This is a genomic window from Mesorhizobium sp. M3A.F.Ca.ET.080.04.2.1 (assembly GCF_003952525.1).
In the GTDB taxonomy this organism is placed as follows: domain Bacteria; phylum Pseudomonadota; class Alphaproteobacteria; order Rhizobiales; family Rhizobiaceae; genus Mesorhizobium.
Genome location: NZ_CP034451.1, coordinates 5,556,410 through 5,573,460 on the forward strand (window position 1 = coordinate 5,556,410; position 17,051 = coordinate 5,573,460).

General features: G+C 63.2%; 15 protein-coding genes. 11 read left to right on the forward strand and 4 right to left on the reverse strand.

Annotation, left to right across the window (positions count from 1 at the left end):
• Positions 1-47: 47 nt before the first annotated feature.
• Together EJ074_RS26460 and EJ074_RS26465 are read left to right on the forward strand one after the other, a co-directional pair.
• Entirely contained in the window at positions 48-473 is a 426-nt protein-coding gene (locus EJ074_RS26460; RefSeq protein ID WP_095808125.1) for a putative toxin-antitoxin system toxin component, PIN family, read from the forward strand.
• Entirely contained in the window at positions 470-730 is a 261-nt protein-coding gene (locus EJ074_RS26465; protein ID WP_095808124.1) for a toxin-antitoxin system HicB family antitoxin, read from the forward strand. Before EJ074_RS26460 ends, EJ074_RS26465 begins: the two co-directional genes overlap by 4 nt.
• Here the strand turns inward: EJ074_RS26465 and EJ074_RS26470 are convergent, their stop codons facing one another.
• Together EJ074_RS26470 and serB are read right to left on the reverse strand one after the other, a co-directional pair.
• Positions 731-1,294, reverse strand: coding sequence for a GNAT family N-acetyltransferase (locus tag EJ074_RS26470; RefSeq protein ID WP_095808123.1), 564 nt, complete (start codon positions 1,292-1,294; stop codon positions 731-733).
• Positions 1,291-2,178: a phosphoserine phosphatase SerB gene (gene serB / locus EJ074_RS26475; protein WP_095808243.1), complete on the reverse strand. Its 888-nt coding sequence runs from the start codon at positions 2,176-2,178 to the stop codon at positions 1,291-1,293. Before serB ends, EJ074_RS26470 begins: the two co-directional genes overlap by 4 nt.
• Between serB and miaA the strand changes: the two genes are divergently transcribed.
• Positions 2,168-3,109, forward strand: coding sequence for a tRNA (adenosine(37)-N6)-dimethylallyltransferase MiaA (gene miaA, locus EJ074_RS26480; RefSeq protein WP_095808244.1), 942 nt, complete (start codon positions 2,168-2,170; stop codon positions 3,107-3,109). The genes serB and miaA overlap by 11 nt on opposite strands.
• A gap of 122 nt (positions 3,110-3,231) precedes the next feature.
• Entirely contained in the window at positions 3,232-4,023 is a 792-nt protein-coding gene (locus EJ074_RS26485) for a GGDEF domain-containing protein (RefSeq protein WP_095808122.1), read from the forward strand.
• A 187-nt stretch (positions 4,024-4,210) separates the two neighbouring features.
• Here EJ074_RS26485 and EJ074_RS26490 read toward each other — a convergent pair whose 3' ends face one another.
• Positions 4,211-6,040 (reverse strand): ATP-binding protein, encoded by a 1,830-nt coding sequence (locus tag EJ074_RS26490; protein WP_129553874.1) that lies wholly within the window; start codon positions 6,038-6,040, stop codon positions 4,211-4,213.
• Between the two features lie 138 nt (positions 6,041-6,178).
• Positions 6,179-7,033 (reverse strand): LysR family transcriptional regulator, encoded by an 855-nt coding sequence (locus tag EJ074_RS26495; protein ID WP_095808120.1) that lies wholly within the window; start codon positions 7,031-7,033, stop codon positions 6,179-6,181.
• A 135-nt stretch (positions 7,034-7,168) separates the two neighbouring features.
• On the opposite strand from EJ074_RS26495, the gene EJ074_RS26500 reads away from it, so the two are divergent.
• From EJ074_RS26500 to EJ074_RS26530, 7 genes are all read left to right on the forward strand, one after another.
• The gene (locus EJ074_RS26500) at positions 7,169-8,320 is read left to right on the forward strand and encodes a gamma-butyrobetaine dioxygenase (protein ID WP_129553875.1); all 1,152 of its coding nucleotides are present in this window, start codon (positions 7,169-7,171) and stop codon (positions 8,318-8,320) included.
• Complete coding sequence (locus tag EJ074_RS26505) at positions 8,317-8,907, forward strand: HD domain-containing protein (RefSeq protein WP_095808118.1); 591 nt, start codon at positions 8,317-8,319, stop codon at positions 8,905-8,907. Before EJ074_RS26500 ends, EJ074_RS26505 begins: the two co-directional genes overlap by 4 nt.
• Before the next feature lie 260 nt (positions 8,908-9,167).
• Complete coding sequence (locus EJ074_RS26510; protein ID WP_095808117.1) at positions 9,168-10,949, forward strand: acetolactate synthase 3 large subunit; 1,782 nt, start codon at positions 9,168-9,170, stop codon at positions 10,947-10,949.
• A 79-nt stretch (positions 10,950-11,028) separates the two neighbouring features.
• Positions 11,029-11,601: an acetolactate synthase small subunit gene (gene ilvN, locus EJ074_RS26515; protein ID WP_095808116.1), complete on the forward strand. Its 573-nt coding sequence runs from the start codon at positions 11,029-11,031 to the stop codon at positions 11,599-11,601.
• A gap of 117 nt (positions 11,602-11,718) precedes the next feature.
• Complete coding sequence (locus EJ074_RS26520) at positions 11,719-12,315, forward strand: LysE family translocator (protein ID WP_095808242.1); 597 nt, start codon at positions 11,719-11,721, stop codon at positions 12,313-12,315.
• Positions 12,316-12,577: 262 nt separating this feature from the next.
• Positions 12,578-13,840, forward strand: coding sequence for an efflux RND transporter periplasmic adaptor subunit (locus EJ074_RS26525; protein WP_095808115.1), 1,263 nt, complete (start codon positions 12,578-12,580; stop codon positions 13,838-13,840).
• Positions 13,837-17,001, forward strand: coding sequence for an efflux RND transporter permease subunit (locus tag EJ074_RS26530; protein WP_095808114.1), 3,165 nt, complete (start codon positions 13,837-13,839; stop codon positions 16,999-17,001). The genes EJ074_RS26525 and EJ074_RS26530 overlap by 4 nt, the downstream gene beginning before the upstream one ends.
• Positions 17,002-17,051: the final 50 nt, after the last annotated feature.

The following is a 17,051-nucleotide window of genomic DNA, read 5'->3' on the forward strand; positions in this document are numbered from 1 at the left end:
GATCCATTGCATGTTGAAACATCCCATAGGATGTACTATTTTGACTTGTGAAGCGGATCGTCCTTGACACCAACGTTCTGACGGCAGGACTGCGAAGCAGGAATGGTGCCTCCTTCGCGATCTTGCGGTTGGTCGCTGCAAGGCAGCTTCGTCCCTTGGTAACGACAGCGTTGTTTCTCGAGTACGAAGCAGTGCTGGCGCGGCCGGAGCAGATGGCCGTTCATGGCATGGCTGCCGTTGAACTGGATCGGTTGCTAGCCGGTTTCGCTGCCTTAGCGGAGCCTGTTGAACCCCACTTCCTCTGGCGCCCGCAATTGGCTGACCCTAAGGACGAAATGGTATTGGAGGCCGCCGTCAATGGTAGAGCGGATGCGTTGGTCACACACAACCGCCGAGATTTCTCGGTTGCAGTTGGTCGCTTCAACGTCCTTGTCGCAACCCCGGCTCAGTTGTTGGAAGGATTTCGAACATGAGCAAAGCAACTTATCCGCTGAAGCTGCCCCATTCGGTTAAGGAAGCGGCAGCGCGCCTGGCAAAGGCGGACGGTGTGTCACTCAATCAATGGATCGCCTCCGCGGTCGCACAAAAGATCGGTGCTGTGGAGACCGCTGCAGATTTCTTGCGCCAACGGGCCGGCAATGCGTCTGGGCAGGATTTCGCGAGCCTTCTTGATCGAGTCCCAGACGATTCACCGCAGCCTGGCGATGAACGGCCCTCAAGAGAACATTGATCAGCACCGCCTCTTTTGCCAGCCGTTCCGCGACAGCCGGTAGAGGACATGCCGCTTCAAATGAGGATGGCTGTCCGGCACGGCAGGGTGATCGAAGTCCGCAGTTGGATCGGCGCGCATGCCGAGCCGCTTCATGACGGCGAGGGAGCGGTGGTTCTCAGCGACGGCGAAAGAGACGATTTCGTCCACCCTCAGCGTTTCGAAGCCATAGGCCAGCCAGGCCTCGGCAGCCTCAGTCACATAACCCTTGCCCCAGAATTCGGGCGCCAGCCGCCAACCGATCTCGATGATGCCGTCCGGCAGGACGTCCACATCCTCTGTTCCGGTTATCCCGACAAAGCCGATGCACTGGCCCGTGGCGGCAATCTCGGCCGCGGCGAAACCATAGCCATCCCGATCGATCCAGGCGCGGACCTCGTCCATCTTGGCATCCGCCGCGGCGCGGTCGCGGCGGAACGGGAAAAACTCCATCACACGCTCATCGGAGTTGATGCGATGGAAGAGTTCGCGGTCGCGTTCTTCCCAGTTGCGCAGGATGAGGCGCTCGGTGCGAATGGGCTTCACTGTACGAACTCGTCCTGGCGATAGCCCTGGAGGTAGAGCAGCGCGGTGAGGTCGCCGTGATCGATGCGGATTCTTGCCTGCTCGGCCACGGCCGGCTTTGCGTGCAGTGCCACTCCAGTGCCGGCGAGCCGGATCATGTCGAGATCGTTGGCGCCATCGCCCACCGCGACGGCATCCTGCGTCGTCAAACCGAGCCTTGCCGCAATGTCGAGCAGCGCCTCGGCCTTGGCGGCGCGGCCGAGGATCGGCTCCGCCACCGTGCCCACGAACCTGCCGCCGTCCTCGATCAGCCGGTTGGCGCGGTTTTCCTGGAAGCCCAGCATTGCCGCGATGCGGCTGGTGAAGACATCGAAGCCGCCGGAGATCAGAGCCGTCCAGGCGCCGTTGGCGCGCATCGTTTGCACAAGCGCGCGAGCGCCGTCGGCGAGCGTCAGCCGGTTCGCGATGATGCGGTCGACCACCATGGTGTCGAGGCCTTTCAGCAATGCGACGCGCTCGCGCAAGGCGGGTTCGAAGGCGATCTCGCCGTTCATCGATCGCGCGGTGATTGCCGCGACATGCTCCTTGACGCCGATCTCATCGGCGAGCTCGTCGATGCATTCCTGGTCGATCATGGTCGAATCCATATCGGCAAGCAGGATCTTCTTCCTCCTGCCTTCGGCCGGCTGGACGATGACGTCGATCGGCTCGGAGGCGAGCGCGGCGCGCAGGTTGGCCGTCATTTCACCGATCTCCGGCACCTCCGGCAAAGCGAGATCGCAGGCAACGCCTTCAGCCAGCCAGCGAACGGCGCTTGCGCCGGCCGCCCGCGAAGCCATATTCGCAAGCGGGACCGACACGGCGCGGTCTTCGGGACGGGACACAAGCGTGGCAATCAGCGGCATCGAAAATTCCGGCAAGCAGGCAGACGAGGGTCGCGTGAAGAACGCGATCCTGATAGCGGGACCGACCGCCAGCGGCAAGTCGGCACTGGCGCTCGATCTTGCCGAACGCAACAGTGGCGTTATCGTCAATGCCGATTCCATGCAGGTCTACTCGGTGCTCGACGTGCTCACGGCACGGCCAAGCACCACCGAAATGGCGCGCGTGCCGCATTTGCTCTACGGCCATGTGCATCCCTCGAGCGCCTATTCCACCGGGGCCTGGCTGCGCGATGTGAGCAAACTGATCGCAGACGGTGTCCTGTCGGGGCAGCCGGTCATTTTCGCGGGCGGTACCGGCCTCTATTTTCGCGGGCTTTGCGAGGGTATCTCGGACATGCCCGACATTCCGCCGTCGGTGCGCGAGCGCTGGCGCTCCAAGCTCAAGGAACAGGGCGCCGAGCAACTGCATCGGGTCCTGATGCGTGAGGACCCCGCGGTCGCCACGCAACTCAAACCGACCGACAGCCAGCGCATCGTGCGGGCGCTCGAAGTGCTCGACGCATCGGGACGATCGATCCTGGAATGGCAAGCGGGGCGTGGTCAACCGCTGATCGACCGCGACAGCGCGCGCCTCCTGATGATCGAGCCGGATCGCGCCGAACTGGTTGCGCGCATCGACGCGCGCTTCGACCAGATGCTCGACAAAGGTGCGCTCGATGAGGTCCGGCAGTTGATGGCGCTCGATCTCGATCCGGACCTGCCGGCGATGAAGGCGATCGGCGTTCGCGAATTGCAAGCTGCGATGGCCGGACACATAAGCTATCCGGAAGCGATCGAGCGCGCCAAGATCGCGACGCGCCAATATGCCAAGCGCCAGATGACCTGGTTCAGGCATCAACTGGGCGCGGAATGGCAGCGGCTTCGCGCTGGCGACGGGCCAATCCGGGATTGACCAACTCGCGATCTCAATCGGGACCTGAAGGGCGATTGAGCCTGCACAGAATTGCTCAGGTTAACGATCCGTAAGGCCACGCGATGCCATAACGTCACGGGGTTTGTTCCCGCGGGGAATTGATGCGTTTCCACAAGGCGGAATCCGCATTCTTTGTCTTTATTTTCGTGATCCTGGCCGCCGGCCTGGTGACCTTCCACGCCTATGGCCAGTTGCAGGACATTGCGACCGATCTCGATACCGCGTCGCGTCTCGAACGCATCATCTATCTCAACAGGCTGCTGTTCGTGACCGGGGCGTTGCTGGGGGCGGCTCTGTTCTTTGGCATCTTCTTCATCTACCCGCTGATCCGCGGCCAGGTGCGGGAGGAGGGCAAGCTGCGCGCCATGACGGTCTCGCTGAGCGCCCGTTCGCTGACGCTTGAGCAGGCGGCACTCACCGATGCCCTGACCGGCATGCAGAACCGCCGCTATTTCGACGATGCGCTGCGGGAATATCTCGAGGAGTTCGGCCGCATCAACAGACCGGTCGGACTGATGATCCTCGACCTCGATCATTTCAAGCAGGTCAACGATACCCATGGGCACGATGTCGGCGACGAGGTGCTGCGGACTGTCGCGCAATGCGTGCGGGGCATGACCCGCTACCACGACGTGGTGGCGCGGCTGGGCGGCGAGGAGTTTGCCGTGGTCACGCCGAACATGGATTCAGAGTTGCTCGCGCGCTTCGCCGAGCGCATCCGTAAGGCGATCGCGAACCTGACGATCGTCTCGGGCAATGTGCGGCTGAAGGTCACCACCAGCGTCGGCCTTGCCGTCTGGGATCGCAAGGAGAGCGCCGAGGATTTCTACCGCCGCGCCGACCGCCATCTCTATGAGGCGAAGAAGCAGGGCCGCAACCGCGTCTGCGCCTGAAATTCCGCCACTGAATTCGTGAGGCTGGCCGTATGCCACCGTTGCCTGCCCTTCCGGTGCTCACGGACTTATGTCCGCTCCGCTCCGGTTCTCGCAAACGGTGCCATCCGCCTCAGCCTGTCGAATTCCCTTGCGGAATTTGTCTGCATCTCGTCCGTCCTTTTCAGGGACATCATAAGATGCAGGCTTAGTCGTTCTGTTGGCGCATGCCGAAGGTCGAGGGCCTAAGGCCGTAGCGCAGGTCGAAGTCCTCGTCGGGTGGAGGACGCGGCGCAGCCGGCTTGCGGTAGTCGGGGTCGCCGGCCTGGCGGCCGGTATCGACCGCCTCGGCGAAGGCCATGGACTGCTGCGGTTTCGGGACGTTGCGCAACCGCTCGACGATTGCGGCGAGATCGACGTCGTCGCCGGCTTCGGCGGGCTGCGTCTGCTCGCGCTTGGCTGTTCCCGGAATGAATTCCGGGGCCAGCTTCTCGAATTTGAGCCGCATGGTCGTGGCCACGCCTTCGCCGAAGGCGATGGCCTCGCGCTGGCCCATCGAAGACAGGAAGGCGAGGGTCGAAGCCGAGGAATCGGCGATCGCCGAGCGGATGATCGCCTGGTCCTGCTCATTGGCGAGCCGCATGGCGAAGAAAGTCGAGCACTGCGAGAGAATTGTCGGATCGAGCTCGCCCGGGCGCTGGGTGACGACGCCGAGGTAACAGCCATATTTGCGGCCTTCCTTGGCGATGCGCGACAAAGCGTGCCTGGTCGGTGCGAAGCCGAGGCGCGGATCGGCCGGCATGTAGCGGTGCGCTTCCTCGCAAAGCAACAGCAGCCGCAGCCGGCCCTCGCTCCAGAGCGCAAGGTCGAAGGCCAGGCGGGCGAGCACGGAGCAGACGGAATTGACAACCTCGGACGGCATGCCCGCCATCTCGAAGCACGTCACCGGACGGCCGTGGTTGGGCACCCGGAAGATGTTGCCGATCGTCTCGTGGATGGTGTCCTCGATCAGCCGCGAGTTGAACATGAAGCGGTAGCGCGGGTCGGCCGCTGCCGATTCGATGCGCGTGCGCAGCGACTTCAAGGTCGGTCGGTCGTTCTTGCTTTCCAGCATGCCCATGCGCTCGTCGATCTGCTTGAGCAGGTCGGCGACGCGGTAGGGAATCGGCGTGTCCGCTGTCAGCGCATCGCTGCCGCGCCTCACATAAGCGCCCGAGCTCGGATTGCGATAGAGGTTCTTGGCGGCCGGAATCAGGTCGCGCAGGACGTCCACTTCCTCCGGCACCGTCTCGCGCCCGCGAAACAGCACCTCGGCGAATTCTTCGAGCCTGAACATCCAGAACGGCAGGTCGAGCGTCTTGGAATCGACCTTCACACAATATTCGGGGAGCGAGGCGGCAAACTCGTTGTGCGGATCCAGGATCAGCACGCGCAGGTCTGGCCGCGCCTCGATCGATTTGCGCAGGAGCAGCGAGACAGCGGTGGATTTGCCGACGCCGGTCGTGCCGACGATGGCGAAATGGCGCGCCAGCGTGTCGTCGATGGCGATATTGGCGTCGATCGCCTCATCCTGCGACAGCGAGCCGATGGTGACCGAATGGCGTCCGGCGAGATCGTAGACCGCCTGCAGGTCGCGGCTCCTGATGCGGTGGGCGATGGCGCCGATATGCGGATAGGTGGTGATACCGCGGTCGAAGACCGGCTTGCCACCCGGTTCACTGGCGTCTCGCACCTCACCGATCAATTCGATGCTGACCTCGATCGCGTTCTGGCCCTCGCTGCTCCACGCGCGATCCGACTTGCCGATCGCGTAGACCAGGCCGACCGTACGGGTCGAGCCGAGATTGATCGATATCATCTTGCCGACCGTCCACTGACCGGTGACGGTGCCTTCGGAATCCTCGGCATAGGCACTGATCGTCGCTCGCGCGCCGTCGCACTGGACGACATTGCCCAGGATGCGCTTGTCGTTCTGCTGAGTGTTGCGGCGCTCCTGCGAGGTCGGTTCCCCAACGGAGGCTTCGCGTTCGACAAACATCGGTGACTCTGATCCCATTCCCCTGAAGGTCGACCCTATCGGGTTGGAGTTAAAGTCGGGTGAGGTCGAATGGTGTAAGGCCTGTTAAGCCAGTCGCGAAAATTCGATCGAACAGGCTCTTTCGCGGCAGTGCGATTTTTAGGCCTTGGCGAGGCGCGAAAGCAGCCAGCGGCGAAAATCCTGCTCAGCGCCGGTGAGACGGGATGACAAGGGCCATGTCAGGAAGTGACCCGATGGACTCGAGAGCTCGAAATCCGAAAGGCTGACAAGGGTCTTCTCCTTGAGGGCAGCGTCGATCAGAGGCCGTGAGCCAAGCAGCGCTCCGGCGCCTGCCTTGGCCGCTTCCATTGCCGCGACGAAACTATCGAAGCGATGCGAGCGCCGGGGATGTCCGACAAGGCCCGCGGCTGCGAACCATTCCGCCCACATCTCGCGAGCGCCAGCGACCAGAAGCAGGGGCAGCGACAGCCAATCATTGTTTCCACCAAGGTCTGGGGCGGCGACCGGGACAAGCCGTTCGACGGTCAGCCGGGCCGCCTCGCGCCCGGGAAAAGACCCATTGCCGAAGCGGATGTCGAGCACCGAGCCTGGCTGGTCGTAGTCGGTTGGTCGGTGGATGGTCACCAGATCGAGCCTGACAAGCGGCAGCGCCTTCGCGAGATCGGGAAGAGCCGGGACCAGCATCAAGAGGGCGAAGGAAATAGGATTACGGACGGTGACGGTCTGCACGGCGCGCGGCTCGAACAGTTCGTACGTGCTGTTGCCGATGGTCGCGAATGCCGCCTGGATGTGCGGGAGATAGGCGGCGCCCTCAGGTGACAGAGCCACGCCGCGCGCCAAGCGTGCGAACAGTCGCGTCTTCAAACGCCCTTCCAGAAGACGGATGTGCTGGCTGACAGCGGCTTGCGTCAGACCAAGTTCGGCGGCCGCGGCGGTGAAGTTCGACAGGCGCGCGGCCGCCTCGAAGCTGCGCAGCCAGTCAAGTGGAGGCATTCTATCGAAAGCTGGTGCAGCCATCAGAAATACGGAGTCATAGGCCACAAAACGATAATTTGAGTTATGACTCTGTCGGCGCCAGCATGCAAGCAATCACGCGCAACGGCGGGTTAGGGATTGGAGGTTCCGGACATGCTGACGACAGCAACCCTTGGCGACGGAGGGCGAACGATCGAACTTGCCTGGAAGGACGGAAAACGCAGCCGCTTCCACGCCATGTGGCTGCGCGACAATGCGCTCGACGGCAAGACGCGCAGCACCGGCAACGGCCAGCGGCTGATCACCATTCTCGACATTCCGGCAGAGACCCGCATCGGCGAAGCGTCGATGAAAGGCGAGGCGCTCGAGGTCACGTTTTTGCCGGAAGGCAAGACGGTCAGCTACCCCGCAAGCTGGCTTCGCGCGCATGCCTATGATCGTTGCGAGGATCGCCAGCCAGGCTGGACCGAAGACGCGATAAAGCGCTGGACCTCGGCCTCGATGCAAAATTCCATCACGCGCGCCTCTTACGCGGAGGTCAGCCGCGACAGCAACGCGCTGCGGCAATGGCTGGCGGCAGTGCGGACCTACGGCTTCGCCGTCATCGACGGCCTGCCGGCGGAATCCGGTGCGCTGTGCAAGGTGGCCGACCTCTTCGGCTATATCCGCGAAACCAATTACGGGCGCTGGTTCGAGGTGCGTGCCGAGGTCAACCCGAACAATCTCGCCTACACCAATCTCGGTCTGCAGGCGCATACCGACAATCCCTACCGCGATCCGGTGCCGACGCTGCAGATACTGGCTTGCATCGAGAACACGGTCGAGGGCGGCGAATCCAGCGTCGTCGACGGATTTGCAGTGGCGGCCGCGCTGCAGGCCGAAGATCGCGAGGGTTTTCGCCTGCTGTCCTCCTATCCGGCACGCTTCGAATATGCAGGCTCGTCGGGAGTGCGGCTCCAGTCCAAACGACCGATGATCGAGCTCGGGCCCGATGGCGAGCTCATCTGCATCCGCTTCAACAACCGCTCGCTGGCACCGGCGATCGACGTGCCATTCGCCGACATGGAGCACTACTATGCCGCCTACCGCCGGTTCGCCGAGCTGATCGAGGATCCGGCCTTCGAGGTGACCTTCAAGCTGGAGGCGGGCCAGTCCTTCATCGTCGACAACACCCGCGTCATGCATGCGCGCAAGGCGTTTTCGGGCAGCGGGAGACGCTGGCTGCAGGGTTGCTACGCCGACAAGGACGGGCTGCTGTCCACCCTGGCGGCGATCGAGCACAACTTCAGCGAGGCAGCCGAATGAACCCGAACGAGCTGAACGCCGGCAACATCGTCGAATTCATCGCCGACATCTTCGAGCGCCGCGGGGCGGAATCCTATCTCGGCGAACCCGTCACCATGTCGGAGCACATGCTGCAGGGCGCTTGGCTTGCCGAGCAGGACGGCGCGCCGGAGGAACTGGTCGCGGCGGCGCTGCTCCATGACATCGGCCACTACACCAGCGAGTTCGGCACCTACTCGCCGGACGACGTCGAGGACAAGCATCACGACGAGGCGGGCGGCGAGGTGCTGGCGCCGTTCTTCCCGCCGGTCATCGTCGAATGCGTCAGGCTGCATGTCTCGGCCAAACGCTATCTCTGCGCCACCGATCCGACCTATTTCGGCAAGCTGTCGCCGGCCTCGGTCCATACGCTGTCGCTGCAAGGCGGGCCGATGAGCCCCGAGGAGGTGGCCGAATTCCGCCGCAACCCGTTCCATGAGGAAGCGGTGCGCGTGCGCATCTGGGACGAAGGCGGCAAGGTAGCCGGCATGAAGACGCGAGCCTTTCGCGACTACGTGCCGCTGCTGGAACGGGTGGTGCGAAAATTCGCGAAGGAAATGACGGCCTAATGTCCCGAAGGAAGGCTGGGTGCGTCCACGCGATGTGTCAACTTTGGCCGTTGACAGCGGCGCGCCACCGCCCTTATTGTCCGCGCCCATGAAAACGGCACTCATTCTCGTAGGCAGGCGCGTGGGCAAGGCGGTGTAACCGCCGGGCGAAAACCTCCCATGCGCATCACACAGGCTCCCCCGGGGGGCCTTTTTTATTGCCTGAAACACGACTAAACGACCAGCAATCGCCAGACAGCGAACAGTACGGGACCAGACCGATGAGCAACGAACGGAACGAACGGCGTGAGATGACCGGCGCCGAAATGGTGGTGCAGGCGCTGAAGGACAACGGCGTCAAGCACGTCTTCGGCTATCCGGGCGGCGCAGTGCTTCCGATCTATGACGAGATCTTCCAGCAGGACGAGGTCGAGCACATTCTGGTCAGGCACGAGCAGGGCGCCGGCCATGCCGCGGAAGGTTATGCCCGTTCGACCGGCAAGGCCGGCGTTCTCCTCGTGACCTCCGGCCCCGGCGCCACCAATGCGGTGACGCCGCTGCAGGACGCGCTGATGGATTCCATCCCGCTGGTCTGCCTGACCGGACAGGTGCCGACTTCGCTGATCGGGTCCGACGCCTTCCAGGAGTGCGATACGGTCGGGATCACGCGACCATGCACGAAGCACAATTGGCTGGTGAAGGACGTCAACGAGCTCGCCGCCACCATCCATGAAGCATTCCATGTCGCGACCACCGGGCGTCCGGGCCCGGTCGTGGTCGACATCCCGAAGGACGTGCAGTTTGCCAAAGGCGTCTACGTGCCGCCGCGGACTGCGCCCCGCACCAGCTATCAGCCGAAAATCCAGGGCGATCTCGAGAAGGTCAAGGCCGCCGTCGAACTGATGGCGAGCGCAAAGAACCCGATCATCTATTCGGGAGGCGGCGTCATCAACTCAGGCCCGGAAGCCAGCCACCTGCTGCGCGAACTGGTCGACCTCACCGGTTTCCCGATCACCTCGACGCTGATGGGGCTTGGCGCCTATCCGGCCTCGGGCAAGAACTGGATCGGCATGCTCGGCATGCACGGCACCTACGAAGCCAACATGGCCATGCACGACTGCGATGTGATGATCTGCATCGGGGCGCGCTTCGACGACCGCATCACCGGCCGGCTCACCGCGTTCTCGCCGAACTCGAAGAAGATCCATATCGACATCGACCCGTCCTCGATCAACAAGAACGTCCATGCCGACGTGCCGATCCTGGGCGATGTCGGCCGCGTGCTGGAGGATTTGGTGCGGCTGTGGCGGGCGAGCGCCAAGGCCGACAAGAAGGCGCTCTACCCATGGTGGGAGCAGATCGCGAAATGGCGCGCGCGGGATTCGCTCGCCTTCAAGATGAACAACGACGTCATCATGCCGCAATATGCGATCCAGCGGCTCTACGCGCTGACCAAGGATCGCGACACCTACATCACCACCGAAGTCGGCCAGCATCAGATGTGGGCGGCACAGCACTATCATTTCGAAAAGCCGAACCGCTGGATGACCTCGGGCGGCCTTGGCACGATGGGCTATGGCTTGCCGGCAGCGCTCGGCGTGCAGATCGCGCATCCCGACGCACTGGTCATCGACATCGCCGGCGACGCATCGGTGCAGATGACGATGCAGGAGATGAGCTGTGCGGTGCAGTATGAGGCGCCGATCAAGATCTTCATCCTCAACAATCAATACATGGGCATGGTGCGGCAGTGGCAGCAGCTGCTGCACGGCAACCGGCTGTCGCATTCCTATACCGAGGCGATGCCGGATTTCGTCAAGCTGGCGGAAGCCTATGGCGCGCATGGCATACGGTGCGACAAGCCAGATGAACTGGACGATGCGATCAAGGAAATGATCTCGGTGAAGAAGCCGGTGCTGTTCGACTGCCGCGTCGCGACGCTCGCCAACTGCTTCCCCATGATCCCGTCGGGCAAGGCGCATAATGAAATGCTCCTGCCGGACGAGGCGACCGACGAGGCGGTGGCCAACGCCATCGACGCCAAGGGCAGGGAATTGGTGTAGGCAAAGGTCGGAACCCGCGGCTGGGGAGCCGTTTGTAAACAGAGCTTTAGATCAAGAGTTTGAAATCGAGATTCACGTCATGAACGCACAGCTGCAACCGACCGGCTCGGCCTATTTCATCGCCAAGGAAACCGAAAAGCCGGAAAACCACACGCTTTCCGTGCTGGTCGACAACGAACCGGGCGTGCTTGCCCGCGTCATCGGCCTGTTCTCGGGGCGCGGCTACAACATCGAAAGCCTGACCGTCTCTGAGACCGAGCACGAGAAGCACCTGTCGCGCATCACCATCGTGACGCGCGGCACGCCGCATGTGCTGGAGCAGATCAAGCATCAGCTGGAGCGCATCGTGCCGGTGCACGGCGTGGTCGACCTCACCGTTCGCGCGCACGAACTCGGCCAGGAGCGGCCGCTGGAGCGGGAATTGGCGCTGGTCAAGGTCGCCAGCACCGGCGAGGCGCGCGTCGAGGCGCTCAGGCTGGCGGATGCGTTCCGCGCCAGCGTCATCGACGCCAACGTCGAGCATTTCATCTTCGAGATCACCGGCAAGGGCTCCAAGCTCGATCAGTTCATCGCCATCATGAAGCCGCTGGGACTGGTCGAGATCTGCCGCACCGGCGTCGCAGCGATGAACCGCGGCCCGCAGGGCATGTGATAGCGGCCATCGCCGCTCGGCCTCTTTTGCTCCTCTCTGGACCGGCACTCGCCCGGTGGTGGCCTTTGCGCGTCCCGCAAGAAAGGTCAATAAGGCTGACATATCTGGGAGGATATGATGTCACTTAGCGCATTCCTTGCCCTGCTGGTCTATGCCTTTGTGACATCAATCACACCGGGGCCGAACAACCTCATGTTGCTGGCATCAGGAGTCAATTTCGGCCTCGTCAGGACGGTTCCACACATGCTGGGCATCAGCATCGGCTTTCTGTTGCTGCTGCTGGCAGTGGGCTTCGGACTCGGTGCGGTGCTGACTGCGTTTCCGGCGCTGCACACCGCGCTCAAGGTCGCTGGCGCCGCTTACCTGCTTTACCTGGCCTGGAAGATCGCCTGGTCGCGCTCCTTGGACGGCAGTGGCGGGGCGAATTCGCGCCCCATGCGCTTCATCGATGCCGCCGCCTTCCAGTGGGTCAACCCCAAGGCATGGGTGATGGCCGTTACGGCCATGGCCGTCTATACCAACCCCGATCACCCGTTCGTCTCCGTGGTGCTGATCTCGGCCGCTTTCGCCATCGTCAACTTCCCCAGCGTTTCCGTCTGGGCAGGCTTCGGCACGGCGCTGCGCGGGTTCCTGTCGGATCCGACGCGGCTGAAATGGTTCAACATCGCCATGGGCTTACTGCTCGCGGCGACGCTGTGGCCAATGCTTCGCTAGTGCGTCGATATTCAGGTGGGGCGGGCCTGCAAATGGTGGTTCCTGCGCTTCCCTTCAGCCGCCGCGGGCCGGGCCTTATCGCCTTGATCCAGGCTGCACAACAATTGTGCACTGCACATTAAATCTTCGTAATGCCGCGCTTTGGCCCTTTTCCGCCAAAGCCGTGTCCTATCTATTCGGCGAAATTCGCGGGAAAATGGCCGCGGAACGAGCTGAAATATGACACCGGATTCAGCGTGTCGGGTGAGAGGGCTTGTTGTCGATGCGCGGAAAAATTGCCTTTGCAGTGGTTGCGGTGGCCTGCCTTGCGGGAGCCGGTCTGTATCTTTCGCCCACGGCGCGGGACAAAGCCCAGCACTTGATCTCAGGCCAACCGGCCGCCGCGACGGACAAGCCGGCCAAGGTGTCCGAGAAGGCCGGCGGAAACGGCGCGCGCTCCGCGTCGATCGTTGCCGCCACGGCTACGACGGCGGACTTCCCCATCCGCCGCTACGCGATCGGTTTTGTCTCGTCGCCCGCCGTGGTCAACATAAATGCCCGTGTCTCCAGCCAGATCATGTCGATTGCGGTCAAGGACGGCCAGATGGTCAAGGCCGGCGATCTTCTATTCTCGCTCGACGACCGCGCGTTGAAGGCGCAACTGGCCAAAGACCAGGCGGCGCTGGTCAAGGACCAGGCAATGCTGGTCAGCGCTACGGCGGATCTGCAGCGCGCCAAGGACCTCGTCGCCAAGCAGGCCGGTACGCAGCAGACCTACGATCAGGCATTGGCGGCGCAAAAGGCCGCGGCCGCGACGATCGATGCCGACAAGGCGACGATCGATTCGGACACCGTGCAGTTGGGCTATGCGACGATCTCGGCACCGATTTCGGGCAGGCTCGGCGCCGTCAACGTCTCCGTCGGCGACCTCGTCACCACCAGCAACGGCAACAGCACGGCAACGCCGCTCGTCACCATCACGCAAATGGACCCGCTGCAGGTGAACTTCACCCTGCCCGAAAGCAATCTTGCGTTGTTGCACAAGGCGCTCGCTCACCCGCAGGAGGGCGGCGTGACGCTGACCAAGGACGGCGATCCGACGCCGATCGGCAAGGGCACGCTCGATTTCGTCGATTCCAGCGTCGACACCGCTTCCGGCACCATCGCGACCAGGGCCAGCATTCCCAATCCCGGCCTTTCGTTGTGGCCGGGCCAGTATGTCAATGTCGTGCTCGACGCCGGCACGATGCCGCAAATGACGTCGGTTCCGACGGTCGCGGTGCAGCCCAGCCAGAAGGGGCCGTTCGTCTATGTGGTCAAGCCGGACAACACGGTCGAGATGCGGCCGGTCCAGGTGGCGCTGACGGAAGGTCAAAACAGCGCCATCAGCCAGGGGCTGAAGAACGGTGAAAGGGTCGTCGTCGAGGGCCAAACAAGGTTGAAGGACGGCGCCGCCGTGCATGAGGGCAAAGCGGCGAGCAACGATACCGGCCAGGCCGCTCCCAAGCTCGCGGAAGCCGACAAGGGCGGCGAGGCGCGGCCATGATCTCCGAATTCTGTATTCGCAGGCCCGTCGCCACCCTGCTGATGTCCTTCGCGCTCGTGCTGGGCGGCATCTTCGCCTACAAGTTCCTGCCGGTGGCTGCGCTGCCGAGCGCCGAGTTTCCGGTGGTCAACGTCTCGGCCCAGTTGCCCGGCGCCTCACCGGAGACGATGGCGACATCCGTGGCGACGCCGCTGATCAAGCAGTTCGCCACGATCGCCGGCATCGACTCGATCTCGACCACCAACTCGCTCGGCCAGACCTCGATCGCCATTCAATTCGTGCTCAATCGCGACATCGACGCCGCGGCGGCCGATGTCCAGGCGGCGATCGCGCGCACCCAGAAATCGCTGCCGCCGGAGATGACGGCGCCGCCGAGCTATCGCAAGGTCAATCCGGCCGACGCGCCGATCCTTCTGATGTCGCTGGTCAGCGACACGGTGCCGCTAACCGATCTCGATGCCTTCGCCGAAAACGTAATCTCGCCGTCACTGTCGACGATCGACGGCGTGGCGCAGGTCTCGATTTTCGGTCAGCAGAAATATGCAGTGCGCATCCAGATCGATCCAACCGCGCTTGCCGCGCGCGGCATCTCGATCGACCAATTGCAGACGGCGATCGCTTCGGCCAACAGCAACACACCGGTCGGAGTGCTGCAGAATGACAAGCAGCAGCTGACCATCACCGCCAACACGCAGCTCGACAACGCGGCGCAATTCTCCAACATCATCATCGCCACGAAGAACGGACATCCCGTGCGGCTCGGCGAGGTGACCCGCGTCGTCGATTCGGTTCAGACCACCACCACGGCGAGCTGGTATGACGGCACGCGCGCGATCATCCTTGCGGTGCAGCGACAGCCCGACGCAAACACCGTCGACGTCGTCGACAAGGTCAAGGCGATGCTGCCGTCCTTCCAGGAGCAGATGCCTGCCGCCGCCAGCATCAAACTGCTCAACGACCGCTCCACATCGATCCGCCAAGCCGTCGACGACGTGCAGTTCACGCTGCTCTTGACCATCGCCCTCGTGGTGATGGTGATCTTCGTGTTCCTGCGCCGCGTGACGGCAACCATCATCCCGGCCGTGGCGGTGCCGATCTCGCTGATCGCTACGCTCGGGGCCATGTTCCTGTTCGGCTTCTCCGTCGACAACATTTCGCTGATGGGGCTGACGCTGGCGGTCGGCCTCGTCGTCGACGACGCCATCGTGATGCTGGAAAACATCTTCCGGCACATGGAGGAGGATGGGCTGTCGGCATTCGATGCCGCGCTGAAGGGCGCGCGCGAGATCGGCTTCACCATCATCTCGATTTCGATCTCGCTGGTGGCGGTGTTCATCCCCGTGCTTCTGATGGGCGGCGTGATCGGCCGCATCTTCAACGAATTCGCGGTGGTCGTCACCGTGGCAATCCTGGCGTCGATGTTCGTCTCGCTGACGCTGACGCCGATGCTGTGCTCGCGGCTGCTGTCGGTCACCAAGGCCGATCGCGAGGCGCATGGCGACGGTCACAGGCATGACCTTTTCACGCGCGCCTACGACTGGGTTCTCAGCTTCTGCCTGCGTCATACCTTCCTGGTATTCCTCCTCTTCATCGGAACCGCGGCGGCATCGGTCTGGGTGATCCAGGTCTCGCCGAAAGGCTTCTTCCCGCAAGAGGACATCGGCCAGATCTCGGTGACCACCATCGCGCGCCAGGACATTTCCTTCGACGCCATGGCGAAGCTGCAGGGGCAGGTGGCGAACGTCTTCTCGCACTCGCCCTACGTGGCGCATGTCGCCTATTCGGCCGGCAGCGGCAACAATGCGCTCAATCAAGGCCAGCTTTACGTGCAGCTCAAGGACAAGGACCAGAGACCCGACATCGAGAAGGTGCTCTCCGATCTGAGGCGGCAGCTGTCCAACGTGGCGGGCATCGAAACCTATATGCAGCCGGTGCAGAACCTGAGGCTCGGCTCGCGGTCTTCCGCCAGCGCCTATCAGCTGGTCGTCCAAGGGCTCGACAACGGGGCGACCGATGTCTGGGCGCAGAAGCTGAACGACGCCATGGCCGCCGACCATAAATACTTCACCGACGTCACCAGCGATCTGCAGAACAACGCGCTGCAGGCGACGCTGGTCGTCGATCGCGACAAGGCGGCAACGCTGGGCGTCGACACCGACACGCTGCGCTCGAGCCTCTATGGAGGGTTCGGCACCGCCCAGGTCTCGACGATCTTCGGCTCGGCCGACAGCTATGAAGTGATCATGGAGCTCGACCCCAGGATCGAATGGTCGCCGGAGCGCATGCTCGCCATCCAGGTCAGGACCGCGAGCGGCAGCCTGGTTCCGCTCGGCAGTTTCGCACGCGTCGACCGCACCGCAGGTGCGCTGACCGTCAACCAGCTCGGCCAGCTTCCGGCGGTGACGATCTCCTACAACCTGCCGCAAGGCGTGGCGCTCGGCGACAGCGTGGCCCGCATCGACCAATTGAAGGAGCAGATCGGCATGCCGAGGTCGATCGGCACCAGCTTCGCCGGCACCGCCAAGACGTTCCAGGATTCGCTCGCCAACCAGGGCCTGCTGATCGGCGGCGCGATCCTGACCATCTACATCGTGCTCGGCATGCTCTATGAGAGCTTCATCCACCCGCTCACCATCCTCACCGGGCTGCCGTCGGCGGTGCTTGGCGCGGTGGTGGCGCTGCGCTTTGCCGGCATGGACCTTTCCGTCATCGCGGTCATCGGCATCCTGATGCTGATCGGCATCGTCAAGAAGAACGGCATCATGATGGTCGACGTGGCGCTGGAACTCAGGCGCGAGGGCATGTCGGCGGTAGATTCCATCCATAAGGCCTGCCTGATGCGTTTCCGGCCGATCATGATGACGACGCTGGCGGCGCTGATGGGCACCTTCCCGATCGCGCTCGGCACCGGCGCCAGCGCCGAGTTGCGCCAGCCGCTCGGTGTGGCGGTCGTCGGGGGTCTTCTCGCCTCGCAGGCGCTGACCCTGTTCGTGACGCCGGTGATCTATGTCTATTTCGAGCGTTTCTCCGGCTGGCTGCTCAGCTTCTCCTCGAGGAAAAGCCGCCCGGCGCTGCACGCCGTCGAGAACGGCGAGCAGCCCTCGCTGTTCGACCAGGAGGACGATCGCGTGGTCGAACTGCAAAAGGCGGCGGCCGAGTAGCCTTCTGCCGCCGTTGGCCCAAGGTAACATGCTTGCGGCGCAAAGCGCGC